Genomic DNA, 25,721 nt, shown 5'->3' with positions numbered 1-25,721 from the left:
GTGCGACTAAAAGGTTGTTAAAAATTATGTAGATGGCCGTTTATGAGACCCTAAGCGTCCTTAGTCATTAAAGGTGTGCAGCTCATGATAGGGGTTGCGCAGCTTTTGCTGGTACCAGCTTGTATCTTCGATGGCGGCGAAGGCTTCTTTAATGTTGGCCACCGTAGTGGCATCCAGATCTTTGTTGGCCGCCAAGTAGCCATAGACGCTGAGCTCTTCGATGGCGCTGATAAAACGCAAATGACTGGCGGGCAGATTAAATTGCTGCGCCATGGCACCCACATAGTTAGGGTCATCGATGATTAAATCCACCTTACCCGAAAGCAACAGGCGATAGGAATGTTTGATATCTGTGGTTTGCAGCACGGTAAAGCCGCGCTTAACAAAAAACAAGGCGCTGATGTCATCGCGCTGCACCGCAATGCGATAGGCACGGGCGTCCTCGAGTTGTTTGATGTTGATGTGTTTGCTCGAAGCTAAGCTGACAAAGCCCAAGCGAAAATAGGCGACCTTGCCCAGCCAGTGGAACAGCGGCTCGCGCTCCGGTGTTTTCGCTAAACTGTAGATCAGCGTATTGGCCTGCTTTTTGGCGAGGTAAAAGGCCCGAGCCCAGGGGTAGATGTTGATGTCGGCATCCACATTCGCTTCGCTGAGCACATGACGAACGATATCCGTACTGCTGCCGCCGATATTGTCATTGATTAAAATCTGGTTGGGCGGGCTCAGTTCGGTCACCACCTGCACGGCGTCATCCGCAGCACTGTTAAAGGATAGAAGTGCGCATAGGAAAGATAACAAGGGGAGTGACGTTCGCAGCAAGGGGGTCATGCTTTTTCCTTAAGCCAATAATTCCCCTAAGCATAGATAAATGCGATCGAGAATGCACCTAATAACGCAGAAAATATTCCTTATTTGGGTACTTTAATGGATTTATACCAATTCTGTTAAGTATGTGAGCAGATATAGCGCCGGATAAATGATGTGATAACAAGGCAGAATTTTTCTTATGTAGTTACTCTACATCGAAAAATTCCAACGCCGTGAGCATGACATTTAGCCCGCTAGAATGATTAGCTATTTAAGTGAATTGGTATTAGTAGGGTGCAGAAACGATAAAAGGGCCTTGCGGCCCTTTGGTGAAGTATCGTTCAAGTTAGCTGTTACCTTAACCCCTTAAGGCAACAACCTAGGTCTAAGACCCTGTTTTGCAACTGTGGCTTCTCTTTGTTTCTAAGCAATAGAGAGGAAAAACCCAGCAATTGCGGCGCTCATGAGGTTGGCCATAGATCCTGCCAACACTGCTCTGAGCCCTAGACGTGCGATGTCCTTTCGCCGGCTTGGCGCCATACCGCCAATCCCGCCTAGTAAGATAGCTATCGATGACAGGTTAGCGAAACCACACAGTGCAAAGGTTACGATTGCTTGTGTGTGCTCACTTAACTCATCACGATAATTTACAAAGTCCAAATAAGCGACGAACTCATTTACGACTAATTTCTGGCCGATAAAGCTACCGGCTCGCATGGCTTCATCCCAAGGCACACCCAATAACCAGGCGACCGGGGCGAAGACATAACCTAAAATCTGTTGTAGCGTCAGCTCCGGGTTATCGAAGAAGCCGCCGAACCAGCCTAATACGCCGTTCAATAGGGCGATTAGCGCGACGAAAGCCAACAACATGGCGCCCACGTTCAGGGCCAGTTGCATACCGCTTGAGGCTCCAGCGGCCGCAGCATCGATGACGTTAACCGGCTGCTCATGCTCGGTATCGAGCTCGGCCAGCGTTTCCTTCGGAGTTTCCGTTTCCGGCACGATCATTTTTGCCATCAGGAAACCACCGGGTGCGGCCATAAAGCTGGCAGCAATCAGGTAGTGCAGCTCAACACCGATCTTTACATAACCGGCCATGACCGAGCCTGCGACCGTGGCTAAGCCACCGACCATGACCGCGAATAACTCCGACTTGGTCATGGTGGTAATAAAAGGTTTTACTATCAATGGCGCTTCGGTTTGGCCCACGAAAATATTGGCGGTGGCCGAGAGCGACTCGGGGCGCGACGTTTTCAATAGCTTTTGCAGCGCACCGCCTAAGAATTTAATCACCCAATCCATTATGCCGAGGTAATATAAGACCGCCACCAGGGATGAGAAAAATACGATAACCGGCAACACCTGAAATGCGAATAAAAAGCCCAGGGTGTCTTCCTTGGCCAGAGGACCGAATAAAAAGCTGATGCCATCTGTGGCATAGCCGATTATTTTGGCCACCCCCCTGGACATGGCTTCAAGTATGTTTTTGCCAAATTCAAAAAATAATACAAAGCCACCTATGATGACTTGCAGTAAAAATGCCACACCCACGGTGCGCACGTTAATCGCTTTGCGGTTTGTTGACGCCCCGTAGGCAATCGCCAGTAGCACCAGCATACCGATCAGGCTCATTAATGTTGTCATTGCCGATGTTCCCGTTATTCTTGTAGTAGGTGTTTGATTTTACTTTTTATTATGTCAATTGCTACGCGGTTTTTACCACCTCGGGTAACGACCAAATCGGCGTTATGCTTGGACGGCTCGATAAACTGGTAAAACATAGGTCGCACGGTGCGCTTGTATTGTTCGACAATCGACTGGATTGTGCGGCCACGCTCTTCAATATCGCGTTGCATACGGCGCATCAGACAGATGTCCAGCGGCGTATCGATAAACACCTGGATATCAAATTCATCTCTCAGTGCCGGATCGCTTAATAACAAAATACCCTCGACGATGAGGATCTTTGCCGGTAAAACGCGGCGTGTTTCTTTTGCGCGGGTGTGCTCGTTATAGTCATAAATGGGCACATCCACGGCGCACCCTTCACGCAATTGGCGCAGGTGCTCGACCAACAATTCGTGCTCAAAGGCATCCGGGTGGTCATAATTGGTTTTGACGCGATGCGCCATAGGTAAATGCGATTGATCCCGGTAGTAGGCGTCTTCCTCGATAATGGCGATCGCCCCAGGCTCTAGCTCATTGACCAGTTCGTTATAAATAGTTTGACTAAACAACGACTTACCCGATGCAGACGCACCGGCAATGGCGATAATGGTTTGTGTCACAAACAAAGCATCCAGACTGAAATTAGACAATTGATTACTTTAGCAAATTCGCCACTAATAATCTCAATTGATGCCATCCCTTAGCGCTTATGCGCGCCAAAAGTGACGCAAATCCTCACGTTATTCCGACAAATGTAGCCTTTGTACCGGGTTTTTATAAGGACTTATGTCCGCTTGAAAAAACATCAGTGGCGAACCCCTAGCGCCCAGATCAAACCTATAATTACTGTAGGACTTTTGTCCTGTTGGTAAATTTATCAAGTGGTTAAAGTTAGCAACATAGCGTAATAGAGCGAGGCAAGTATGGCACGAGCAGTGATCTTGATGGCCGACAGTCTGGGTATAGGCGCGGCACCGGATGCCGAGGCCTTTGGCGATCTTGGCGCCAACACCCTGGCCCACATTTTAGATGCCTACCAGCAGCACTGGGGTGAACCCCTGGCGCTGGCAAACTTGTCGCGACTGGGTTTGATCGATGCCTGTGAGGCGGCGTCTGGTCGAACCCTTAACGTTGCCAATCGCCAACAGCCAATGGCTGCGTGGGGTTATGCCAAGGAGTTATCCAGTGGCAAAGACACGCCGTCGGGGCATTGGGAAATGGCCGGTGTGCCGGTGTTGTTTGATTGGGGTTATTTCCCCTTAACCACACCTAGCTTTCCTGCCGAGTTGATCGAGGAATTGGTAGCGCGCACCGGTATTCCCGGGATCTTGGGTAATTGTCATGCTTCGGGCACGACCATTATCGCCGAGCTCGGTGAGGAGCATGTGCGCACGGGTAAGCCAATTTGTTACACCTCGGCCGATAGCGTGTTCCAAATTGCCGCCCATGAACAAAGCTTTGGCTTGGATAACTTGTATCAGGTATGTGAAGTTGCACGCTCACTGCTTGATGACTACAACATCGGCCGCGTGATTGCGCGCCCCTTTGTTGGCAATGACAAGGATGATTTTAAGCGCACCGGTAATCGCCGCGATTATTCGGTGTTACCGCCGGCCCCGACAGTGCTTGATAAGCTGGCGGCCGCCGGTGGCGAGGTGATCAGTATTGGCAAAATTGCCGATATTTATGCCCATCAGGGGATCACCCAAAAATATAAGGCGCCGGGCCTGGAAAACCTGCTGGCGAAAACCGTCGAGGTGTTTAAACAGGCGCCGGACAACAGCTTGGTATTTACCAACCTGGTGGACTTCGATGAGCTATACGGTCATCGTCGTAATGCCGTGGGTTATGGCGAAGCATTGAAAGTATTCGATGACTTTTTGCCCCATGTGCTGGCGCAGTTAAAAGAAGATGATCTGCTGATCATCACCGCCGACCATGGCTGCGACCCCACCGCCCCAGGCTCGGATCATACTCGCGAGTATGTGCCGGTAATCGCCTATCGCCCGGGCATGCAAGCCGTGGCTCTGGGTGAGCGTGAGAGTTTTGCCGATATCGGCCAGACCCTGGCGCAATGGTTTGACCTAACAACACTTGAATATGGTAACGGCTTTGTTGCGGAGCTGTCGCTCGATACGCCGGACACAGCACAGTAAGAGGACAAGATATGAGTACGCCACATATTAGCGCAGCCCAGGGCGATTTTGCCGAAACGGTATTAATGCCGGGCGATCCACTGCGTGCCCAATACATTGCCGAGCACTTTCTCGACGATGCGAAACAAGTGACTGGCGTACGCAATATGTACGGTTTTACCGGCACTTATAAAGGCAAGCCGGTGAGCATCATGGGCTCGGGTATGGGCATTCCATCCATGTCCATTTATGCCCGCGAGCTGATCGTCAGCTACGGCGTGAAAAACATTATTCGTATCGGTACCTGTGGCGGCATCGCCGCGGATACCAAAATTCGTGACGTGATTTTTGCCCAGGGTGCGAGCACCGACTCCAATGTCAACCGTGCCCGTGTGCGTGGCTACGATTTTGCCGCCCTGGCCAACTATGGCTTGCTTGAAAATGGCGTACGCGCTGCCCGTGAATTGGGTATCGATGCCAAGGTAGGGAATGTGTTTACCACGGATACCTTCTATCAGGCCGACCCCTCGTTCTACGAAGAGCTGCATAAGCTGGGCGTGTTGGCGGTGGACATGGAAACAGCCGGTCTTTACGGCGTGGCCGCCGAATACGGCGCCAATGCCATGGCGCTGTTTACGGTGAGCGATCATGTGATCACCGGCGAAGCAACGCCAGCCGAAGAGCGTCAAAGCACCTTTAACGAGATGGTGAAAATCGCCCTCGAATCAATTTAACTTGCGCACCTAGGGGCCACCCTAGGTTGCAACACCCGTGTTCCTTGGTAATACGTGAAAAACGTTAACCTCAAAGTCCCCGCTTTTTAGCGGGGCTTTTTTATGCTTATTAAGTGTGTCGACTAAACTGGAAGGTCTGAGTTACCAGTGACTCAATCAGTCTAAAAAATCCTTTTTATAAGGCAAAAATTAAAACGGGTAGCGTCCGAATTTTTATAATGTTTAAAATATATTATTTAGCAACTGTGGTGCTTCAACCCAAAAAACTTGGTGAACACCAACGCCTACTAAAAATAATAAAAATAACTTCCCCATAAAGTCCCTAAACTCCCTCTTATCAGAATCACCTTCAGCCATTTTCTTATAAGACTCTGTAAGACCGTGTAAAAGCCACATTAAGCCATGAAACCCTGACACAACCAGAAAGAAAACTATCATCCCTAATATTATTACTGACTTCATTTTTCCATGTTTCTCCGATATTAAAATGACAATTTATAGCCGGAAATTTCGCTTTTATTGGCTTTTTAATTTCCGAACTTTTTTATTTTCTATATTAATAACAATTCGACACGCCTTTTGCTAGCGTTGAATTTGCCTCGGTGCCATATTTCCTAGATAGAAAAAGATAGCAAGTTAAGAAGGCTACCTACCCTTTAACTTACTTACACCTAATATGAATAAATTGGATATCAGGGGTACTAAGTTATCGCTGGACGCTTTGTAAGCAACTTTATCTCAGGATAATTCTGTTCTTGATTTCATTTCTCATTTTAGCACTTAGGGGCATCCCTAGGTTGCAACCCTCGTGTTCCTTGGTAATACGTGAAAAAACGTTAATCTCAAAGTCCCCGCTTTTTAGCGGGGCTTTTTTATGTCTGCAGATAAGGAGAGCGCTTTGTCTTTTTTATAGTGGGCGTTTGACTAGGGGGAGCAATTAACTTATTAATATTGAGGGTAACTTGTTTGAATTGCCTTAGGTATTTGATATGGAAGTGACTTACCAGAGCTTAAAAGCGCGACAGCGTAGCGAACGAAGTGAATACTCTGAAAACATAGGTTTGCGGGTGCACAGGGCACTGAGCTGGCTGCATAAAGCAGAGCAGATGGAAGGGGATAAAGACTCCCAGTTTATCTTTTATTGGATAGCCTTTAATGCCGCATACTCAAATGTTATTGGCGATTGTTACCGTTATACCGAGCAAGATACATTCCGTAATTTTATCGAACGCTTATGTCAGCTGGACGAGCAAGGCCGCTTAGCAGATCTGGTCTGGAATGAATTTGCCAGCAGTATTAGGGTATTGTTAAACAACAAATTTGTGTTTCAGCCCTTTTGGGATTTCCACAATCATAAAAAGTCCGAACAAGAGTGGGAAGAGCGCTTTAAAGCCGCAAATTCCTATGCTAATAAAGCACTCGGCGGTAAAAACACCTCCGCCGTATTATCGGTCATATTTTCTCGCCTATATACATTAAGAAACCAGATTATCCATGGTGGCGCCACCTGGAATAGTTCAGCAAACCGGGCTCAGGTCCGTGATGCGGTTACCTTCTTATCCAAGTTTATTCCGTTCACAATTGAAATCATGATGGATAACGCCCAGGAGTTTTGGGGAGAAGCAAGTTACCCCGTTGTAGAATAAAGCAAATTACCAAGACACCCATCTCAAAGCTTAAAGTATAAGACTGGGTGTCTTGTTTATTACTCAGTTTTTCTAGCGCCTCTCTTTCAGCCCTTGGGTTCTTGAACTCTCTTGGTAGCTTTTAGTCCAAACCTTCCACGATAGAAAAGTGATGGCTGGCTATTCGAAACCCTTCCCTGAGGTAAAATTTATGGGCGGGAAAGCGTTGCACGCCTGAATCGAGGTGGATCTGCGTACAGCCGACTTGTTTCGCATAGCTTTTAAACCAGTTCATAAAAAAAGTGCCAACGCCTTTGGAACGGTATGCTTCATTGGTAACCAGATCCTCAATATAGATGTGCTTTCCCCAAGCGAGTTTTTCGCCCATGCTGAACCCGGCAACCGCCAACACCTCGCCTTCCGATATCACATAGACTAGCTGATAGCCCTGCGCTTTTTGTTTCTCTATCTGCACATGCAAACTTTCACGACTGTACTGCGGGCGCAACTGCAAGAGTACATCAAGCACCTTGTCTTGAAGGTCACCTTGACCCATAAACCTAACTTCCATCTACTTCTCCATTTTGGTGTCTTTAAGCAACGAACGTCATCGTACATAAAACTTATCTCAAATCCACATTGTCGACAATTATATTCTGTATACATATAAATAAATTGTTTATATGGGTTTATAAATTAAGATTGTCGACAATGTTAATTTGGGAATTAGATGCTAATGTGGTTTAACTTTTTCGGAACGCTCAATACTTGCTTCATCTTATTTAGTTTAATAGGGGTGTATTCACAAGTACGTACAATATGGCGAAGGAAGCAAGAACACAAACAGCATCCAACGCATATCCTGTCGCTAAAAATGTTTATGGTTAGCTTCTTAGCTTACTACTCCTTCTTTGTATATGGCATGTCGATAGAGCCTTTCAATCACTATATTGTGTGGCCTAGGTTATGCGCCTCAGTGCTGGTTAGTATCATTCTTTATGAAATATGGCGAGACAGGAAGACAGGGCCGTCGTTTCTATGTTTTTCAGCGGCCTTAGCGCTACTTTTGATAGGCGCTTTGTTTGGTGTCATGGGAACTGCTTATGAAGATCAAGGACAGCAAATAATGGCGGTGATGATAGTCTGTATCACTGGGCTTATTGCACATGGCTATTACAGTCAGATCACCTTAGTGCTTAAGGCGGGGGAGACCGGGGCGCTGGATAGAAAAATGAGTTTGTTTATTTTGATGATGGACATTTCAACTATCGCATTTTCTCTGAGTATGGGTCTTAAACAAGGCTGGCCGCTGCTGCTGTTGGCGAGCATCAGTGCCATCACAAAAATCGCCGTGCTTTATTTATTCAGGTGGGTCCGTTTTAGCCCGATAGCGCAGGCCAGACGCGTAGCCCAAAACGCTGGGTCATAGAGAGTCAAGGCGGGCCAGGGCTGATTGAGCATCGTCTATATTAAAGGCGCGCAGGGGTGGTTTTGTCCCACTATTAGGCCCCAAGAGAACGCCAAACTGGTCGTATCAGCACGCCAAATTACTCCTAACTAATTCAAATAATTAAACAAATGCATTTTTATACTTTAGTCGTAGTTGATTTTTCTTTCATTTCGTATTTTTGTTGATAGGATGTTTCCTAAAGGTTAATTCGCAGGCTTGAATTAGCCTTCATAAAAGTGATTTTTATAAATCGATAATACGTGCTTTAACTTACTCTTCTTTGTCTCCACCTTTGGGTGTGTCGATTGATAAAGAAGAGTAGGCAGGATAATCAACGGGACACACATGACAACACATCGTTTAAATATGCTGGCAGTAGCCGTCGGCTTGGCCGTATCCACGGTCTCAGTGCAAGCCGAAGAAACACAACAGGTCAAAGCAGATGAAAAAATTGAGGTAATTTCGGTACTGGGGTCGCGCATGGCCAATCGCACGGCCACGGAATCAACCTCTCCTGTTGATTTGATCGACTCAGACGACCTGAATAAGGGTGGCTTTACCGAGCTGGGTCAAAGCCTGCAGGCTACTGCGCCGTCGTTTAACTTTTCTCGTACTCAGGTATCGGACGGCTCCGACCTATTCCGCCCGGCGACCCTGCGTGGTCTGCAGCCGGACCAAACCTTGGTGCTTATCAATGGTAAGCGTCGCCATAACCAGTCTATCTTTGGTCTCAATGGTACGGTTGGCGCCGGTGCTGCGGGTACCGATATGAACGCCATTCCACTGACCGCGTTAAAAGGCGTTGAAGTATTACGTGACGGTGCCGCGGCACAATATGGCTCCGATGCCATCGCCGGGGTGATCAACCTTTCTTTAAATAACTCAACGGGTGTAACAACCGGTTACGTGCAAGCGGGCAGCACAGGCGAAGGTGATGGTGATACCATTTCTATCGGCCTTAACCGCGGCTTTGATATCGGCGATGAAGGCGGTTTCATTAACTTCTCTGTTGAATACCGTGATGCCGACGGCACCAACCGTGCTCAGCGCGACATTGGTGGCTCGGTAGATGTGCCTGCGGGTACCCTGTCCGACGAAGTGCGCTGGGGACAAGGTAATGCCGACAGCGAATTTACTTCACTGTTTTACAATATGGCCCTGCCTATGGGCGATAATGAACTGTACTCCTTTGGTGGCTACTCAAATCGTACAGCCTTAGGTAATGGCTTCTATCGTAACTTCGACCAGGCGTCTAAGAACGTGGTCCAGGTATACGGTGATGGCTTCCTGCCACGCATTGATAACGAGGCCGAAGATATCTCTTTCGCTCTAGGTCTACGCGGTGAGATAAACCCGGATTGGAACTATGATGTTTCAGCGGTTTATGGCGAAAACACCTATGACTTCAACTCGAAAAACACCATCAATGCTTCTTATGCCGCCGAGTATGTGTTTAACAACCCAGACGCCACGGACGAAGAGATCATTGCCAATTCCGGCCCTCGTGGCGGTTACTCGGGTGGCTTCCGCTTCGACCAAACAACGGTGAATGCGGATGTAACGGGTATTATCGATATCGGTCGTACCGACCCTGTTTATCTGTCAATTGGTGCCGAGTATCGTAAAGAAAACTATGAAATCGTCCCAGGTGAAGAAGCATCTTACGCCTGTGGCCTAGCAAATATGGATACCTCTTACCCTTCGGTAAACGATCCTGACCAATTTGCAGAATGTGGCTTCCAGGCTTACAACGGCTTACGTCCTGAAGCCTCGAACGATGAAAGTCGCCACAGCTATGCAGTGTATGCCGATGCCGAGACTTTGATCACCGATGCCTGGCAGGTCAGTGCGGCGCTGCGCTATGAAGACTTCTCAGATGCCGGCGACGACATTATAGGTAAATTAGCGACTCGCTATGAAGTGAACGACGACTTCGCCATTCGTGGTGCGATTTCATCGGGCTTCAGAGCGCCGTCATTACAGCAAAGCGCTTACACCGCTTATACCACTAACCTGGGTGCCGGCGGCGTGTTATTGCAGTCGTTTACCGCGACGGCAGGATCGGATTTCCCTTCAGCCCTGGGCGTAGACAACCTGGAGCTAGAGACATCGGAAAACTTAAGCTTTGGTTTTGTTTACGATGTGAGTAGCGAGCTATCATTAACCGTTGATTTCTATCATGTTGAGATCAAAGACCGCATCACCCTAGGCAGCTTGATGTCAGCAGAAGATGTGGCCTTTAGCCCAGAAGCGGTTGCCGCGCTTAACGCTACCGGTGCAGAGCAGGCTAACTACTTCTCAAACTCGGTTGACTCAACCACCAAAGGGGTGGATATCATCGCCTCTTATCGCACCGATTTATACGACGGTGACTTCTCGGCGACCTTCGCCGGTAACTTGAATGACACCGAAATCGACGATGTAAACGCACCTGAAGGCGTTCCGGACAATATTGCCCTGGATGATCTACAGCGCAGCTTCCTAACGGATGGTCAGCCGGGTGAGCGTGCTACCTTGACGTTCGAATATGAGCGTGGTGACTACAACAGCATGGTGCGCTTTAACTATTTCGGTGAGACCGACGTTAAATACTTCGGTAATGACCATATCGGCCTACCGGATGAGTTATCGCCTACCGGGTCATTTAAAGACACCAGCACCGTTGAATCGGCCGTGCTTGTGGACGTAAATGTGGGTTATCAGCTTTCCGAGGAGATCATGCTGTCTGTGGGTATCGACAACCTGTTTGATGAAACCCCTGATGAGCTTGGTCAAGACGAAGCGCTTGACTTTATTTCATATCAGGCATTTAAATACCCGCTTCGCGCAGTGCCTTATGGCTTTGATGGTATGACCTATTATGCGAAAGTAAGCTTTAGCTTCTAAACGCAATCGAATAAAAAAGCACGCGAAAGCGTGCTTTTTTTATGTCTATCACTTCTGAACGGCGCTGAACGCCTAGTGCTTATCACCTATTGCGTAGCAACTAGTTACTGCACTTTTTACCGCGGCAGGGTTTATCACCGCCGCTGCCACCACCACCACTTTCGGTGACCTCCACACTCGCCCAGCCTGACCAGGATGAGGCGCCGCTATTATTAAAAGCCCGAAGGCGATAGCGGAAGGTGCCGGTGCCGCTGGCATCTACAAAAGCGGTCTGGTCGGCGCTAATTGGGCCAATGGATGTGCTGGACTGCCACACCCCCGCCAGTTTTTTATGGGCCTTTTCTCGCTGTAATTCGTAGCCACTCTCGCCGCTCACATCATTCCAGCTAAGTTGTGCGGTGCCGTTAACGCCGTCAGCAACGATAAAATTACTGGGAGTAAGGGGCGGTTGCGGATTGCTGCTGACACTTAAGGCGCCGGCGAGATTAAGGCGACCGTGTTGCGACCAGGCTTGCATATTTTGCCCCCCGGCACCACTGATGTCAGCGCCTTGCTCCAAGTGCTCACGCACGGCCTGGTTACAAGGCACGCCCGGCGCGGCTTCGCAGGTGGCAGGATCCGCCAGTCCGTCACTATAGAAATGTGCCCAAACCATTGCCGCCGCACCGGCGACATGAGGACTGGCCATGGAGGTGCCGGAATACCAATCCAGGCAGGCATCGTTGTCGGGGTCAAAAATAGTCCCCAAAATCTCCGCATAGAAGACACAGAGCTCGTTGGGTACGGTGGAGATAATATGATCCCCCGGTGCCATCATGGATATCCAATTACCGAAATTGGAAAATGAAGCCCTGTCATCATTTCGCTCGGTGGCGCCTACGGCCAACACGGGGTCGTAGGCCGCCGGGTAGGTGAGGGTGTTAACGCCGTCGTTACCGGCCGCAGCGATAAGCACTGTGCCTTTATTCCAGGCATAGTCGACGGCATCGGACTCGGTCTGTGTCCAGCCGCCAAGACCGGCAGGGTCGCCATTTTCATCCACCGAGTCACTGGCATAACTCATGTTGATCACATGGTAGCCGTTGTCGGCGGCATAGGTGATTGCCGCGGCGGATGAGGAAACCGGGCACACCCCGACTATCACATAAATGCCCAAGGGCGGCATTAGATCTATAGTGTATTCAAAGCAGGTTTTCAGGTTGCCAACGGCGCTGTTCCAACCGACGCCGGCAATGCCGATATCATTATTGGTGGCCGCGGCGGCTATGCCCGCCACATGGCTGCCGTGGGCGGCAACATCATCGAGGGTGGTGCTGTAGTCGGCAACAAAACTGACTTCTTCAATGCATTTGCCGGGGGCAATAAATTCAAGGCTGCCGCCGGGTCGTGCAGCTGTTCGGCAGTCGACGCCGGTATCGAGAATAGCAATTTTCACTTGATTGGAGCCGGTGCTGATATCCCAGCCCTCGGGCGCATCAATATCCGCGTCCACCCGACCGACAAATTCTTGTTGCCCTGTTTCTGGGTTCATCAGCAATTGCCCGGTATTATTCAGGCCCCATTGCTCGTTAAACCATTGGTTGTCGGTGCCGGTGGGCGGCGGATCTTGCCCTTCATCGGGGATCAACAAGACCCGGTAGTGATCCGGCTCGGCGTAAACGACATTGGGATTGTTGCGGAACATCTTAATGCTCTTGCCAACGCTGCCCACGGGCACTTCAATTACATGCACATTCAGCGGTGACAACACCCTTACTTGCGAGCCACCGGCCATGGCCGCCATCTGGCCGATCTCATTGGCCTTAGTGCCTGGTTTGAATTTCACCAGTACCCGATCAGGGGCGTAGGCGGGGATGTCATGACTGCCCGGAACCACTACGGCGCCAGGTGAGGCAAGGGCATGGGTATAAACCAGAGCAAACAGCAGCGACAGCAAAAGACGATTAAAACTTTGCACTTTCTCTCTCCTTTGAACTTTTTAAATGTTTCCTGTCGGCGCTACCGCAAGGTCACCTCCCGACCTTACGCCGCTTACTGTGCCCACGTTTGCCAAATTTGGTTGCCAAAGTTGGCTGCCAAGAACGGCTGCACAGAACTGCTTAATCTTCTAAGTCTAGAAGTCTTCTGGGGCTTAGCAATGTTCGATGGTGTGATTGGTACTTTAGGAGTAAGCCTAAAAGTAGAGACACAAAAGCCCCGCATAGCAGCGAGGCTCGATATGTTCTTTTGAAAAGTGCTAGAGGTTTTGTTGATGTACCAATTGGTTATGAATGCTGGTCACCAATTCCTGTGGTATGCACAGCTGATTTGCCAGCGCATCGAGGTATAGCCTTGATTCGGGCTGCGTTAGATCGATGGCGTCGACGCTGGCGGCGTAGACCTCAATGCCGGTTTGCGCATCCGGTATCGCGCTCACCAGCTCAGACAAGGTCAGGGGCTGGCGTAATTCGTCAAAGAGCATGGCTTTTTCCTCGACCGTGAGCGCCATATTTTCCACGCTGGCGAAGATTTTTTGTCGTTCTAATTCGTCGATATGACCATCTGCATAGGCGGCGGCGATCATCGCTCGCATTAACAATAATTGTCCCGACTCATTGTTATCATCGATCACGTCCTCAAACGCCTGCTCGGGCATACGATCTGGGGTGTAATCAAAGATGCGGCCACCGTGATTGTCTGAGTGCCCTTGGTACTCTTTGTGTACTTGATTGCTCTGCCTGGCATCGCTTTTTTGCGAGTATTGCTGATAGGCCTTCCAGGCAAGCCCTCCGACCGCGGCCAGGGCTCCGTATTTAAGCGCCTTTTTACCGAATTTCTTGCCTTTTTTTCCCGTGGCCAGGCTGGTCAATCCGCCGCCTAAAAAGCCGCTGAGCGCCCCGGATTTATTCAGGCTGCCCACGAGTTTTTGTAATTCTTTCATCACTGCATCCTTTTCTCTGTGTTGGTCACACCTTATGCCAATTGTTTTGAAATGAAAACGCCGGTTTTGTTACAAAGCGCTACAGAGTCGGCGCTAAGTCTACATGGTGCCGACTAACAGCACTTTTTAAACCTGGATTTGGGACAAGTGGCTATCAATCCAGCGTTTTAGTGAAACGCCTGGCGGCAAAGAAAACGCCAAAAAGGGTAAAGGCGCCAAGCCACAGCGAGTCTTGCCATAAACTGGAGAGCTCAGCGCTGCGCAGCACTAGCCCCCTGATAATACGCATAAAATGGGTGGCGGGCAGGGCTTCGGCAATCCATTGAGCGGCGACGGGCATGCCTTCGTAGGGAAACATAAACCCCGACAGTAAAATGGAGGGCAGCAGCACGAACAGGGTCATCTGCATTGCCTGCAACTGACTGCGTGCCAGGGTCGAAATCAAAAGTCCTAACGCCAGGCTTGCGGAGATAAACAACAGTGAACCGAGCAAAATCTCATGAGGCTTGCCATGAATAGGTACATCAAACATCAGGTAGCCCAAGCCTAAGACTATCACCACCTGAATTAAACCAACGAAAATATAGGGGACAATCTTGGCTATCATCAGCTCCAAGGGGCGCACCGGCGTTGTGATTAAAAGCTCCAGATTGCCTCTTTCGCGTTCACGGACAATGGCAATGCTGGTGAACAGCACCATGGTCATACTCAAAATCACCGCAAGTAATCCTGGCACTATATTCACCGCCGTTCTGCGGCTGGGGTTGTAATAAAGTGCCACTTCGAAGGTATTGTTGGCATCGAGTAATGTCTGCCCGGCATTGGCAGATTTGGGGACCAGGGTAAACGGCATATTCTGCAAGCCGGAGATGGCGCCGCCAATCACGCTGTCGGTGCCATCCACCAGCCAGTGGGCAAGGGCGCGTTGTTGCGCCAGGCGCTGGTTTATATCATGGGGAATGACGAGCACGGCCCGTACTTCGCCCGTTCCAATAGCAGCCTTTGCCGCTTCCGGGGTGTCAAAGGTCTTGGTGAAATTCACTATTTGGGTCGCCCGCACGGTTTCAAGCAGTAAACGGCCGGTTTGATTATGGCTTTGATCAACCAGCGCAACGGGGATATGACGCACATCGGTATTGATGGCGTAACCAAACAGCGTCAGTTGTATTAAGGGGATCATTACTATCATGGCAAAGGTGAGCCTATCCCGTGCCAGTTGCTTTACTTCTTTGAACATCACCGCACGAATGCGGGCAAAGGAAATCATTCTCTGCTATCTCCCGTAACGCTCACAAACACATCTTCCAATGTTGGGCGAGCCTGGGTGAGCTCTGCATTGTGTAGCTCTGGGTACTGGGATTTAAGCCAGTCGATTGGGTTGGGTATTTGCTCATAGACGAGGACGCGCAGGCGCACTCCTAGCTGTGCGGCGGAGCGCACCTGTTCATTGGCGATCAGTTTAGATTTTAATGAGCGCAAACCGGAGGTTTTGACCTCAACAATGTTCACCCCCATCTTCTGCATTAATTCATCCGGCGAGCCATCGGCGCGTATTGCCCCAGACTCCATAATCGCCAAGCGGTGGCATCGTTCCGCTTCGTCCATATAATGGGTGGTGACCAAGATGGTGGTGCCTTGCTCGGATAAGTCGAATAGCTTCTCCCAAAAATCCCGTCGATTTTCCGGGTCCACGGCGGAGGTGGGCTCATCGAGAAACAGTAGCTCGGGCTTATTGATGGTGGCGCAGGCCAAAGACAAACGTTGTTTTTCTCCGCCACTCATGCCGCCGACCATTTGCTTTTGTAAGGCATGCAGCCCGTAGGTGTCGATTTGCTCTAGGCAGCGAGCTTTGAGCTCTGTGCCAGCTAAACCGTAAATCTGCCCCATAAAAAACAGGTTTTCTTCCACCGTTAAATCTTCATACAAGGAGAACTTCTGGGTCATATAGCCGATCCTTAGCCTTAATGCGTCTGCTTGGCGAGGAATGGCCAGCCCCAATACCTCAACTTGGCCGGTGGTTGGCGTAAGTAACCCGGTAAGCACCCGAATGGTGGTCGACTTGCCGCAGCCATTGGGCCCTAAAAAGCCATAGATATTGCCTTTTTCCACCTTCAGCGAAATGTTGTCCACGGCTTTTAAGGTGCCAAACTGTTTGCTGAGATTGTGCGCTTGAATCACCAGTTCGGTCATAATGAGTCCAACTTGATCTGCACTGGAATGCCCGCAGGCAGGGCCTTGGTGCTTGCTGGTAGGTCAATTTCGGTCAAATAGACCAGACGCGAGCGATCGCCTTCGCTCATGCTGCGATAGGGTGTAAAGGCGGGCTCCACAGACACCCAACGTATGATGCCGGCGACCTCTTTTTCCACCCCATCGATACGCACCATGACTTCTTTACCGGCGATTATGTTCGCCTTGTAGGGCTCGGGCACATAGACTCGGGCATAGGGGGTGCTGTTAGCCTGTAAAATGGCGACCACACTGTGTTCATCCACCCGCTCACCTACATTGTATGGGAGTGAGTCCAAAATACCGTCGCGGGATGCCCTGACCGTAAGCTCTGCCAAGACGGTTTGTTCATATTCCACATCCGCTCGGGCCGCCGCGAGCGCCGCTCTGGCTAGTTGAATGTCTTCAATGCGCGCCCCGTTAAGGAGTTTTTTGAGGTTTTGCTGGGCTACCTCGACCGCCGCTTTGGCTAACTCCCAGGCGGCAATGGCACTGTCTAACTCTCTTTGTGAGGCCAGGGATTTGGACACCAACTCTTGTGTGCGACTAAGCTGCAACTCGGCTTCATGGGCGGTGGCGTTTGCCGAGGCCAAGTTCGCTTCGCCAGCGAGAATGTCTTCCTCGCGCTCGCCATTGAGTAATTTTGTCAGCTGCATTTGCGCTTGCTGCTCAACCGCCTTGGCCTTGTTTAAGGTCGCTAATTGCTTGGTGTGATTAAATTCAACGAGAATATCGCCCGCTTTTACCCGCGATCCTTCTGCAATCGGCTGTGCCATGATGATTTCATTGGATGTGGCCAACAGCGTGATTCTGTCTCGCTCAAGAATACCGAACGCGGTATTGGAGTCGCTGTCAGTGCATGCCATTAAGCTTGTTAGCAAAACGAACCAAAGCGGGATGTATCTCAATTTCATGGAGCTCGCCCAAGGTTAGGAGCAAATTAGTAAATAACGTCCTGTTAGATATAAGTTTAATTTAAATCTGTGAAATGTTTGGTGGTAATGAAGATATTTATTAGGAAAGCCACATTGACAATTAATGGCAAAGCCGACCACTAGGACGGCTTTGCGCGGCGTAGACGTTAAGTAGAGCACAGGGTGCCGAACGGCGCTAGCGGCCGCTCGGACTAACGCTATTTTTACGCTTTTATCGCGATATGATTAGGGGGCTGCGTTTGCATAAGAATCAACCCACTATTTAGCCAAGTTGGCGATTTGCTTTGCCAGCTCGGTGGGGTTACCCGCATTTCTATTGGCTAGCACGATGACGACCAGCTCATTGCCAAAGTCTAAGCGCCAATAGGTCTTGGCACCGTTTTGTGCGCCAGAATGGCCAAAGACGTTATTTTTCCAGAAGGATTTTCGTGTACTGTCCTTGGTTACTTGACCTGCGAATAGCTTAAGTCCGAGACGTGCCATATCGGTGGCCGAAGACTCCAGGCCTCCACCGGCATACTTCCAGCTAATATTGTCTCTCTTCGCTTCAGATGTCGCACTTTTGTAGATCATTGCCCGCTCTTTCACGGATTTTTTCATATTCTCAGCCCGCAATGTGGGTAAACCAAGCGACTGTCCGAAGTGTTGCTCAATCAGTTTTGGGAAACTGGATTTAGCCGCCCCTTCAAGCGCCGCTCCGGCAACGGTATAGGCATGAGTGCTGTAACATTGCTTACTACCCGGAGAAAACCTCAGGGCGTCATCGATAAACAGTGACATGGCCTGGTTTTGCGTCGAAAATTGGCTAGAACTCTTGTCTTTTCCGGCAAGGTTATTAGGTACCCAACAACACTTGGGATCCGTGTTTTTACAATCTTTAGGTCTGCGGGAACCCTTATAGTGTCGAATGCCCGAACGGTGTTCCAGTAATTGGCGTACGGTATGCGTGTGGGCGGAGGGCAAATCGGACACGTAATCAAGGGTGGGCTTATCCACAGATAATTTATTTTGATCGATTAAACGCATTGCCAACAAAGCCGTTACCGGTTTGCTGACCGAAGCGAGACGGTAAATCGTCCCTGCATGGGCTGCGCTCTTATCCTTCACATTGGCCAATCCAAAGCCGCGTTCATAGACTATCTTGCCTTTTTTGCCTATGGCTACACTGACGCCCGGAATATTGTTGTCTTTACGGTATTTTTCTACGAGTTTATCGATACTTTTACGTGGACCCCAGCTCAGGCGCTCGCCATTTTGCCGCCAAACACCCGCATATCGAGTACCCTTGTTAGTGTTATAGGCCTCAAAATCCTCTAGCCGATAACCTTGATCCCGCGCTGTCTTCCAAGCGTTAGCATACCCTTGGGCTGACATATCACGGAGGGCTTTCCAACCGCGTTTATTGGTGTTCTTCACCCAGATTGCGGCATACTGATGTTTGCCATCGAGACGATATGATTCCAGATCAAGTACCCTATAGCCTTGGTCTCTAAAGCTTTTGAACTTCTCGGCATACTGAGATGCAGACATATTTCTAAACTCGGCCCAGGCAGTGTTGCCGGTATTTTTCACCCAGATAGCAGAATAAGCCGTTTTTCCCCCATTTTTATAGGCTTCAATATCCACCATCCGATAACCATTGGCTTTGTTCTTATTAAACTTTTCTTTGAACTGGGCATCGTTTAAATTGCGGTACGACAGCCATTTTATGTTTTCTTTGTTTTCCACCCACACACCGGCATAGCGCATGCTATTTCCGACTTTGTAGGCCTCTTGATCAATTAAACGATATTTATCTTTGAGGGAGTTCCAGGTATTAGAAAACTGCTCATGGGTTTGATCTCTGAGGCTTCGCCATTTTCGATTGTCTGTGTTGTGCTGCCAAATTGCAGAATACAGACGTTTGCCGTTAACTTTATCGACCTCGATATCGACTACGCGATAGCCTTGGCGTGATTTCTTTTTAAAATATTCTCCGAACTTTTCACTTGAATAACCACGAATACTGGACCAACCGACCTGATCGGGGTCATCGATTGATTGCGCCGACGCGGTATTAAAGAGCAGGATACTGATAATCAACAAAGCCGCCGATATGCTTTGTATGGTATTAGCTCGATTCATCTTAATCTCCTTTTGGGCTTTCCCGAGTGAACGTAGGTGATATTTAAACTCCCGTACCTGGGCATGAAGGAAGCCAAACCGCTTGTTATCGAGACCTTGCTAGGTCACCTACCATACAAGAAAGCCTAATTCATGAAGGTTAAAAGTCCAACGACAGTGCCTCTATCGTTTTTTTACCTGCTTCGCAAATTGTCTAGAGCAAAGCATGTGCAGGCTCAAGCAGCACCAAGGTGGATATTTACGGAAAAATATGCACTAATAAAATACTCACAAAAACTAAATAACTATTCACGGTGTAAGACTTATGAGTGGTAGTGAAACCCAAAGCGTGTATGTAGTTGATGACGATCCTGTGGTGCTTGATGCCATTGCCGAGTTGCTGCAATCCGTCGAGTTAAACACCCATACCTATGCTTCGGCGCAGCAGTTTTTCGATGCCTACAACGACGACATGAGCGGCTGCCTGCTGCTTGATATTCGTATGCCCGACATGAACGGCATGGAGTTGCAAAAGCGTTTAAGTGGCATTAATGCCAAGCTTCCCATTATTTTTATCAGCGGCCATGCCGATGTTTCACTGGCGGTGCGGGCGATGCGCGAGGGTGCCGACCCTGTGTTTTGAGTTACCCATGAGTCGTGCCGATATTGCTAATTTGCTGGGTGTTTCCTCCGAGGCGGTCTGCCGCGAGTTCACCCGCTTAAAGCAAGAGGGCGTACTCGAGGTTAAACGTAAAAAAATCTACATCAGTGATATCGATGAGTTATACGCCCTGGCCAATGAGTAAAGGGCGTATTGGTTAGGTTGGCTCATCAACTATGCATAGACTCCTTCTGAGCTCATCCATATAGTCCCAACTTGGGTGCAGGCGCGTTTTTAACGCGTCGGTGCCCATACTTTTCAGCGCTGCCGGAGCAGTTATCTCGGCCGTTGGATTCCCCCAAAACGCATAACTGCCAATCGAGGTAACGGAGTCGGGCAGGATCACCTCGGTGAGCTCGTTACTATCAAAGGCGCTAGTGCCTATATGGATCAGCGAGTCTGGCAGGGTGACGGCCGTTAGGTGTTGGCAATCAAAGACATGAGGGGCTATGCTGGTGACCGAATCGGCCAGGGTAATGGCCTTACGTTCGCCGCCATAGGCAATCAAGGTGCGGTTAGACTCTTCCCCATAAATAAAGCCATGTGTGATCTTGCCGTTTACCTTTTCAATGCGGTTATAGCGAAACGCGGAATAGTGAATATGCTCCAGTGTTTTTGGCAGGGTGATGGCCGTGAGGGTATTGTGCTCAAAGGTGCCTTCATCAATTCGTGTCACCGCCGCGGGAACCGCGACCGAAGTGAGCTTGTTGACCCGAAAGGCATCCGCCCCCAAATGACTCAGCGAGTCGGGCAGATTAACTTGGGTCAGCAGGTTGTACTCGAACGCCCCGGCGTCAATCCTGCTCAGCGTGTCCGGTAAATCTACACTTACTAACTCATTAAATCTAAAGGCATCTTCGCCAATGTGTGTCAGGGCTGCAGGCAGGCGAACGCCGCTGAGTTTGCTGTCCCAAAAGGCGCGCTTGCCGATGTGGGTGACCGCCTCGCCAATAATGACCTTGGAGAGCCTGATACGCTCAAACGCCGACGGCGCGATATGGGTGATACTCACCCCATCGAGATTACTGGGAATACGCACTGCAACATAATCTGAGATAAAGGTACGCGGGCCATAATTACCTTGGTATTTGACCAGGGTGCCGCTGCTACTATCTAGAATGACATCCTCTGAGGTCAGCGTGTATGGGGTGTAGGTGTAGGCAAACAGGCCAGCTAAAATAATGGCCAATAGGGGCACTAAAACGAACACCAGGGGTCTATTTAATCGACGTGATTTCATCTACTCATCCATGATTTGTGTGGCTTAACTCGGTTCCTTGCGTCATTGCTGTTGGGGCCAGGCGCAGCTCCATTGTAGCGCACCTGAGCCGAGCAAGTCAGCGTTTACAAAGGTTTTTAAATCAAGGGATTGTGTGGCTTGGCCTTGTTCACTGGGTCGATAAATTCAATTTGAGTAAGATGAAAGGGGGTGCCCCATTGCTGTATGGTCATCATATCTCGCTGGGCATAGCCTTGTAGTTTGACCTGAGCGCCGGCTTGTGAAAAGGTTGCAGGCAGGTTTAGTGGTAAAAGGCGCTTGCCATCGCGGGTAACTAGGCCGAAAAAGCCCCCTTCAAGGTTTAAATAACAGACTTCGGCCTCCAACCATTTTTCGTCTGTGTTGCTTGGCGGCGATGCGGGTGACTCTGTCATTAGCTGGACTCCATCTCTTAGTTTATTTTTAGGTTGATGGCAGCAAGGACTCGCCTTGCTCGGTCTTGGTCTTGCTGTCCGAAGCCATAAACAGGCGCTCAAGCTCGGTTGCAGAGACCGGCTTACTGAAATAATAGCCCTGATAAGAGTCGACCTTATAGGATTTCAGTAGATTAAAATGCTCTTTCATTTCAACGCCTTCGGCCACAACGGTCAAATTAAAGTTATTCGCTAAATCGATAATCGATTTCACCACCAGGTGCGCGTGCTCGTCGCTGACCATGTCTTGCACAAAGGTGCGGTCGATTTTAATTTCATCTATGGGCAGCGAGCGTAAATAACTCAATGAAGAATAGCCGGTGCCGAAATCATCCAAGGCGATGGACACGCCAAACTCTCTGAGTTTATTGAGCTTTTCGGTGGCATCATTAATATCGCGAATAAGCACCGACTCGGTGACTTCAACAATTAGCTTACTGTGGTCAATCTGGTATTGCTCTACCACCTTAATAAAGTCTTCGACAAAGTGGGCGCGCCAAATCTCCTTGGCGCTGAGGTTGACCGCTATATGCAGGTGCTTACTGTGGGCCTGACTTTGCCATTGCTCGAGTTGCTGGCAAGCCCGCTCTAGCACTATGGCGCCTATGGGCACGATCAAATTGCTTTCTTCGGCCATGTGCATAAACACATCTGGGCTTAATATACCCAGGCTGGGGTGCTGCCAGCGCACTAAGGCCTCGGCGCCGATCAGCGTTTCGTTCATATCGAACTTGGGCTGCAGATAGATACAAAAATCACGATTGGTGATGGAATCATGCATGGCTTTTTGCAGTTCACTGATCTGACGCAGTTCATCCTGCATATTGGTATCGAAGATCATTGCCTTTTGACCACCGCTGGCTTTGGTGCGGTACAAGGCCATATCCGCCAGTTGCAACAGCTTCATGGTGCAGAGGTCATCGGCGGTAAACACCACGCCGCCAATACTGCCGGTGATCGAGTAATCGACGTCTATATCTTGCACGTCGCTGGCTAACGACGTCGACTTGGAAATTTCTTTCAGCACCCGCTCGGCAAATTGCTCGGCGCTATGCAAGGCCTTGGCTTGGTCCATATTGAGGTGCGGCAGCACAATCACAAATTCGTCGCCACCAAAACGGGAGATGATGCCCCGGTCCTGATTAATCTGTTTTAAACGCTCGGCCACCACCTTGAGCAACTGATCGCCGATATGGTGGCCAAAGCTGTCGTTGAGTAACTTAAAGCGATCCAGATCGAGAAACAATAAGGCGCTGAAACTATTACTTTTTTGATTTGCTTTTATGGTTTTTTCTAATTCAATTTCTAACTGAGCGCGGTTCAGCAGGCCGGTAAGCTGGTCAAAATAGGCCAGGTTTACGATCTTATCCTGATTGTTTTTCTCTTCGGTGATATCCAGTGCTAGGCCGACCAACCACAGCGGCTGATTGTTGTCGTCAAACTCGGCAACACGGCCGCGATCCCAAATCCAGATCACCTCACCGCTGGGCTTTTTCATACGAAATTCAATGCTGTAGGACTGATGATCTTGCAATAGCTTTTTCAGCACCTTGGCCACCATGGGTCGGTCTTCGGGGACAATACAGCTTTCAAACTCTTGGAATGACTTGTCGCTGTGCTCAATGCCGGTGATCAGCTCCCATTGACGGTTATGCAACACCTGATTGGTCTGCACATTCCATTCCCATAGCCCTTCTTCGGACACATCCAACACATGCTCGAGGCGTTTTTTGTTTCTGTCGGCTTCTTCTTTAAGGCGGGTGATTTCGGTGATGTCTTTGGCTATAACGGCGATATGAAGTTGGTTGCGAACATCGCGAAAAGGCACCTTTACGGAATGAAAATGACGGATTTCGCCGGTATTGGCGTCAGTGGACGACTCGTACACTTCTTCTATTTCAAAGCGACGCATAATGCCTTGGACATTGTCCTTGAAAAAGTCGGCTTGCTCTTGATTTTGGGTAAAGTAATAGTCGTCTTTGCCCACCATTTGCTCCGGGGAGCAGTTGTAGAGCTTGGCCATGGTGTCGTTACAAAACTTGAAGTTGCCGTGATAGTCCTTGATCAGCACCACATCGTTGATGGAGTTGAGCAGCCGCTTGATAACGGCGGCATGCTTATTGACTTTGCGGATCACAAACAGCAGTAAGCTCATGGTTAACAACAGTTGGGTGCACAGGAGAAAAAGCACCTTGGCGATGTCATGCATATTTTGCGCGAAAAGCTTGTAGACCAGTATCATTGCCAGGGTTGAGAACGCCGATATAACGACCGCAAACAAAAAAATCTTACCCTTGTATATTTTGTTTATATCAAACATTTATAATCCTAAATTAGCATGACCTGGCAAGTCCCGACCCATTTCAAAACCCTATAAGCTAGATGAGGTTAGCGCCCATGATTGTCTTCCTTGCTGCGCAAACAGGTTATTTTTATCTATGTTGCTTTGCGCGCGGCCGAACACGGCTGTTATATAAGGAAGTAAAGACCACATTCCCCTGGTTGCAAACTCGCTTGACGGCTCGGTTGAAAGCTCGGTTGAAAAGCTCGGTTGAAACAAACAAAGCCGACATTCGGCGCAACACCTGGCTGAAACATATCTTGGTAACGCATTTGTCTATAAACCGCTCAATTATATTGTTTCTCGGGCTGCGTTAATTTTATTCAGTTACTATCCATTATGCCCAAAAATACCAGTTAATCTAGCCGCAATAAAAATATAAGTGTATGTAAAATCAATTAAGTATGGGTTCAGTGTCCGCTAACTAATATGGCCCCTCACTCCTGTTAATGTTCCTTTGAACCTTTATTGTTGTTAAGCAGGTTAGCCAGCTATATTTGTAGCTGGCTTTTTTTTGCCTGGGCGTCGCCAAGCTGGCATCATAGGGGCTGCAAAAAATAAGAGAAAAGGATCTAAGCATGCTGAGATGGGTAAATTACCTAGTATTTGGTTTTATGTTGAGCGTTTTGACGGTGCAACCGGTTTGGGCACAAACTGAGCAGCCCGCAGAAACCTTACCAGAGCAGCAGGCAAAAGGACTTTCTCAAGAACAACAAGCGCAGGCGCAACAAACGGTGTCGCAGTTGAACGAGCCCATGTATCGGCCATTGATCGAACGTTATATTCTCGATGAACTACAGGCCGTGCGCAAAGATCAGCAGGCGCTGCGTGCCGAATATGTGGAAAAGATAGCCCATGCCCAGCTGGACACGGCCGACCGCGCTCTTGGCTACACCACAGATACTATGAATAACCTCTTTATTCTGATCACGGCCACCGTATCAATTCTTGTACTGGTGGGCTGGAATTCATTGCGTGATGTGAAAAACAAGGTCGAAGACATAGTTAACACCCGTGTTAAGGCCATTACCGAAGAGTACGAATCCCGCCTTGCCGGACTCGAAAGTCAGCTTCGTGAGCGTTCTGAAGAAATCCTCAATAACCAGAAAAAGATCACCATTACCAATGAAATCCACTCATTGTGGATGCGCGCCAACCTTGAAAGTGACTTTGGCACCAAGGTGGAAATCTATGACGAGATACTGACGCGCAAACCGGAAGACGTTGAAGCCATCGCCTACAAGGCCGATGCACTGTTGGAACTCGGTGATATTCAGCAGGCGATTGTTCTATGTAACCAAGCGCTGGAGATTGACTCCGACTATGGTTACGCTTATTGGCAACGGGCCTGTGCCTACGCCATGACCCACAAGCACAGTGATGCCCTGGCGGATATTCGTATGGCTTTGGAATACTCGCCGAATCTGCGCAATGAGCTGCTTCATGAAAGCGCCTTTGCCAGCTTGCACGATAACGCCAGCTTTAACGATATCGTTAACGGCTGATAGCTGATATAGACAGGTTAAGACATA

Annotated in this window: 22 protein-coding genes; 8 read left to right on the top strand and 14 right to left on the bottom strand. The window is 49.2% G+C overall.

What is annotated here, in order from left to right:
• Positions 1-60: 60 nt before the first annotated feature.
• The 3 genes from KD147_RS09325 to udk all read right to left on the bottom strand — a co-directional run bounded on the left by KD147_RS09325 (position 61) and on the right by udk (position 3,098).
• On the bottom strand, positions 61-828 hold the full coding sequence (locus KD147_RS09325; protein ID WP_212547640.1) for a substrate-binding periplasmic protein: 768 nt from the start codon (positions 826-828) through the stop codon (positions 61-63).
• Between the two features lie 402 nt (positions 829-1,230).
• Positions 1,231-2,454 (bottom strand): NupC/NupG family nucleoside CNT transporter, encoded by a 1,224-nt coding sequence (locus KD147_RS09320; protein WP_105189261.1) that lies wholly within the window; start codon positions 2,452-2,454, stop codon positions 1,231-1,233.
• 14 nt (positions 2,455-2,468) lie between these two features.
• A complete protein-coding gene (udk, locus tag KD147_RS09315; protein ID WP_212547728.1) occupies positions 2,469-3,098 on the bottom strand; it encodes a uridine kinase in 630 nt (209 codons plus the stop codon).
• 303 nt (positions 3,099-3,401) lie between these two features.
• On the opposite strand from udk, the gene KD147_RS09310 reads away from it, so the two are divergent.
• Both KD147_RS09310 and deoD read left to right on the top strand, forming a co-directional pair.
• Positions 3,402-4,634, top strand: a complete 1,233-nt coding sequence (locus KD147_RS09310) for a phosphopentomutase (RefSeq protein WP_212547639.1) — start codon at positions 3,402-3,404, stop codon at positions 4,632-4,634.
• 11 nt (positions 4,635-4,645) lie between these two features.
• Positions 4,646-5,347: a purine-nucleoside phosphorylase gene (deoD, locus tag KD147_RS09305; RefSeq protein WP_212547638.1), complete on the top strand. Its 702-nt coding sequence runs from the start codon at positions 4,646-4,648 to the stop codon at positions 5,345-5,347.
• 222 nt (positions 5,348-5,569) lie between these two features.
• Here deoD and KD147_RS09300 read toward each other — a convergent pair whose 3' ends face one another.
• Positions 5,570-5,809, bottom strand: coding sequence for a hypothetical protein (locus tag KD147_RS09300; RefSeq protein WP_212547637.1), 240 nt, complete (start codon positions 5,807-5,809; stop codon positions 5,570-5,572).
• A gap of 527 nt (positions 5,810-6,336) precedes the next feature.
• On the opposite strand from KD147_RS09300, the gene KD147_RS09295 reads away from it, so the two are divergent.
• A complete protein-coding gene (locus KD147_RS09295) occupies positions 6,337-6,993 on the top strand; it encodes a HEPN domain-containing protein (RefSeq protein WP_212547636.1) in 657 nt (218 codons plus the stop codon).
• Positions 6,994-7,114: 121 nt separating this feature from the next.
• Here KD147_RS09295 and KD147_RS09290 read toward each other — a convergent pair whose 3' ends face one another.
• Positions 7,115-7,543 (bottom strand): GNAT family N-acetyltransferase, encoded by a 429-nt coding sequence (locus tag KD147_RS09290; RefSeq protein ID WP_105189259.1) that lies wholly within the window; start codon positions 7,541-7,543, stop codon positions 7,115-7,117.
• Positions 7,544-7,708: 165 nt separating this feature from the next.
• Between KD147_RS09290 and KD147_RS09285 the strand changes: the two genes are divergently transcribed.
• A complete protein-coding gene (locus KD147_RS09285) occupies positions 7,709-8,401 on the top strand; it encodes a hypothetical protein (protein ID WP_212547635.1) in 693 nt (230 codons plus the stop codon).
• A 366-nt stretch (positions 8,402-8,767) separates the two neighbouring features.
• Positions 8,768-11,308 carry a TonB-dependent receptor plug domain-containing protein gene (locus tag KD147_RS09280; RefSeq protein ID WP_212547634.1) on the top strand — a complete coding sequence of 847 codons (2,541 nt, stop codon included), beginning with the start codon at positions 8,768-8,770 and terminating at the stop codon, positions 11,306-11,308.
• 100 nt (positions 11,309-11,408) lie between these two features.
• On the opposite strand, the gene KD147_RS09275 is transcribed toward KD147_RS09280, so the two are convergent.
• From KD147_RS09275 to KD147_RS09250, 6 genes are all read right to left on the bottom strand, one after another.
• A complete protein-coding gene (locus tag KD147_RS09275) occupies positions 11,409-13,265 on the bottom strand; it encodes a S8 family serine peptidase (protein ID WP_212547633.1) in 1,857 nt (618 codons plus the stop codon).
• A 279-nt stretch (positions 13,266-13,544) separates the two neighbouring features.
• Positions 13,545-14,228 (bottom strand): tellurite resistance TerB family protein, encoded by a 684-nt coding sequence (locus KD147_RS09270; RefSeq protein ID WP_212547632.1) that lies wholly within the window; start codon positions 14,226-14,228, stop codon positions 13,545-13,547.
• A gap of 154 nt (positions 14,229-14,382) precedes the next feature.
• Positions 14,383-15,495 (bottom strand): ABC transporter permease, encoded by a 1,113-nt coding sequence (locus KD147_RS09265; RefSeq protein ID WP_212547631.1) that lies wholly within the window; start codon positions 15,493-15,495, stop codon positions 14,383-14,385.
• Positions 15,492-16,418 carry an ABC transporter ATP-binding protein gene (locus tag KD147_RS09260; protein WP_105254401.1) on the bottom strand — a complete coding sequence of 309 codons (927 nt, stop codon included), beginning with the start codon at positions 16,416-16,418 and terminating at the stop codon, positions 15,492-15,494. Before KD147_RS09260 ends, KD147_RS09265 begins: the two co-directional genes overlap by 4 nt.
• Positions 16,415-17,371 (bottom strand): HlyD family secretion protein, encoded by a 957-nt coding sequence (locus KD147_RS09255; protein WP_212547630.1) that lies wholly within the window; start codon positions 17,369-17,371, stop codon positions 16,415-16,417. The genes KD147_RS09260 and KD147_RS09255 overlap by 4 nt, the downstream gene beginning before the upstream one ends.
• Positions 17,372-17,650: 279 nt before the next feature.
• Positions 17,651-19,474 (bottom strand): serine hydrolase, encoded by a 1,824-nt coding sequence (locus KD147_RS09250; protein ID WP_212547629.1) that lies wholly within the window; start codon positions 19,472-19,474, stop codon positions 17,651-17,653.
• Between the two features lie 346 nt (positions 19,475-19,820).
• Here KD147_RS09250 and KD147_RS09245 point away from each other — a divergent pair, with 346 nt between their 5' ends.
• A complete protein-coding gene (locus KD147_RS09245) occupies positions 19,821-20,138 on the top strand; it encodes a response regulator transcription factor (protein ID WP_212547628.1) in 318 nt (105 codons plus the stop codon).
• Between the two features lie 7 nt (positions 20,139-20,145).
• Positions 20,146-20,301, top strand: coding sequence for a helix-turn-helix domain-containing protein (locus tag KD147_RS09240; protein ID WP_212547627.1), 156 nt, complete (start codon positions 20,146-20,148; stop codon positions 20,299-20,301).
• Between the two features lie 12 nt (positions 20,302-20,313).
• On the opposite strand, the gene KD147_RS09235 is transcribed toward KD147_RS09240, so the two are convergent.
• The 3 genes from KD147_RS09235 to KD147_RS09225 form a co-directional block, all read right to left on the bottom strand.
• Positions 20,314-21,396 carry a leucine-rich repeat domain-containing protein gene (locus KD147_RS09235; RefSeq protein ID WP_212547626.1) on the bottom strand — a complete coding sequence of 361 codons (1,083 nt, stop codon included), beginning with the start codon at positions 21,394-21,396 and terminating at the stop codon, positions 20,314-20,316.
• Positions 21,397-21,512: 116 nt separating this feature from the next.
• Positions 21,513-21,809, bottom strand: coding sequence for a hypothetical protein (locus tag KD147_RS09230; RefSeq protein ID WP_105254414.1), 297 nt, complete (start codon positions 21,807-21,809; stop codon positions 21,513-21,515).
• 28 nt (positions 21,810-21,837) lie between these two features.
• Positions 21,838-24,168 carry a sensor domain-containing protein gene (locus KD147_RS09225; RefSeq protein WP_105254415.1) on the bottom strand — a complete coding sequence of 777 codons (2,331 nt, stop codon included), beginning with the start codon at positions 24,166-24,168 and terminating at the stop codon, positions 21,838-21,840.
• Positions 24,169-24,767: 599 nt separating this feature from the next.
• On the opposite strand from KD147_RS09225, the gene KD147_RS09220 reads away from it, so the two are divergent.
• A complete protein-coding gene (locus KD147_RS09220) occupies positions 24,768-25,694 on the top strand; it encodes a tetratricopeptide repeat protein (RefSeq protein WP_249319092.1) in 927 nt (308 codons plus the stop codon).
• Positions 25,695-25,721: the final 27 nt, after the last annotated feature.

The organism is Pseudoalteromonas sp. BDTF-M6, assembly GCF_018334135.1.
Lineage (GTDB): Bacteria > Pseudomonadota > Gammaproteobacteria > Enterobacterales > Alteromonadaceae > Pseudoalteromonas.
This window is presented reverse-complemented; position numbering and strand designations above follow the sequence as displayed.

Excerpts from the sequence above, each read along its gene's own strand:
- KD147_RS09325 (WP_212547640.1), bottom strand. The coding sequence starts at position 828 with ATGACCCCCTTGCTGCGAACGTCACTCCCCTTGTTATCTTTCCTATGC.
- KD147_RS09320 (WP_105189261.1), bottom strand. The coding sequence starts at position 2,454 with ATGACAACATTAATGAGCCTGATCGGTATGCTGGTGCTACTGGCGATT.
- KD147_RS09310 (WP_212547639.1), top strand. The coding sequence starts at position 3,402 with ATGGCACGAGCAGTGATCTTGATGGCCGACAGTCTGGGTATAGGCGCG.
- deoD (WP_212547638.1), top strand. The coding sequence starts at position 4,646 with ATGAGTACGCCACATATTAGCGCAGCCCAGGGCGATTTTGCCGAAACG.
- KD147_RS09300 (WP_212547637.1), bottom strand. The coding sequence starts at position 5,809 with ATGAAGTCAGTAATAATATTAGGGATGATAGTTTTCTTTCTGGTTGTG.
- KD147_RS09295 (WP_212547636.1), top strand. The coding sequence starts at position 6,337 with ATGGAAGTGACTTACCAGAGCTTAAAAGCGCGACAGCGTAGCGAACGA.
- KD147_RS09290 (WP_105189259.1), bottom strand. The coding sequence starts at position 7,543 with ATGGAAGTTAGGTTTATGGGTCAAGGTGACCTTCAAGACAAGGTGCTT.
- KD147_RS09285 (WP_212547635.1), top strand. The coding sequence starts at position 7,709 with ATGTGGTTTAACTTTTTCGGAACGCTCAATACTTGCTTCATCTTATTT.
- KD147_RS09280 (WP_212547634.1), top strand. The coding sequence starts at position 8,768 with ATGACAACACATCGTTTAAATATGCTGGCAGTAGCCGTCGGCTTGGCC.
- KD147_RS09270 (WP_212547632.1), bottom strand. The coding sequence starts at position 14,228 with ATGAAAGAATTACAAAAACTCGTGGGCAGCCTGAATAAATCCGGGGCG.
- KD147_RS09265 (WP_212547631.1), bottom strand. The coding sequence starts at position 15,495 with ATGATTTCCTTTGCCCGCATTCGTGCGGTGATGTTCAAAGAAGTAAAG.
- KD147_RS09260 (WP_105254401.1), bottom strand. The coding sequence starts at position 16,418 with ATGACCGAACTGGTGATTCAAGCGCACAATCTCAGCAAACAGTTTGGC.
- KD147_RS09255 (WP_212547630.1), bottom strand. The coding sequence starts at position 17,371 with ATGAAATTGAGATACATCCCGCTTTGGTTCGTTTTGCTAACAAGCTTA.
- KD147_RS09245 (WP_212547628.1), top strand. The coding sequence starts at position 19,821 with ATGAGTGGTAGTGAAACCCAAAGCGTGTATGTAGTTGATGACGATCCT.
- KD147_RS09240 (WP_212547627.1), top strand. The coding sequence starts at position 20,146 with ATGAGTCGTGCCGATATTGCTAATTTGCTGGGTGTTTCCTCCGAGGCG.
- KD147_RS09235 (WP_212547626.1), bottom strand. The coding sequence starts at position 21,396 with ATGAAATCACGTCGATTAAATAGACCCCTGGTGTTCGTTTTAGTGCCC.
- KD147_RS09230 (WP_105254414.1), bottom strand. The coding sequence starts at position 21,809 with ATGACAGAGTCACCCGCATCGCCGCCAAGCAACACAGACGAAAAATGG.
- KD147_RS09225 (WP_105254415.1), bottom strand. The coding sequence starts at position 24,168 with ATGTTTGATATAAACAAAATATACAAGGGTAAGATTTTTTTGTTTGCG.
- KD147_RS09220 (WP_249319092.1), top strand. The coding sequence starts at position 24,768 with ATGCTGAGATGGGTAAATTACCTAGTATTTGGTTTTATGTTGAGCGTT.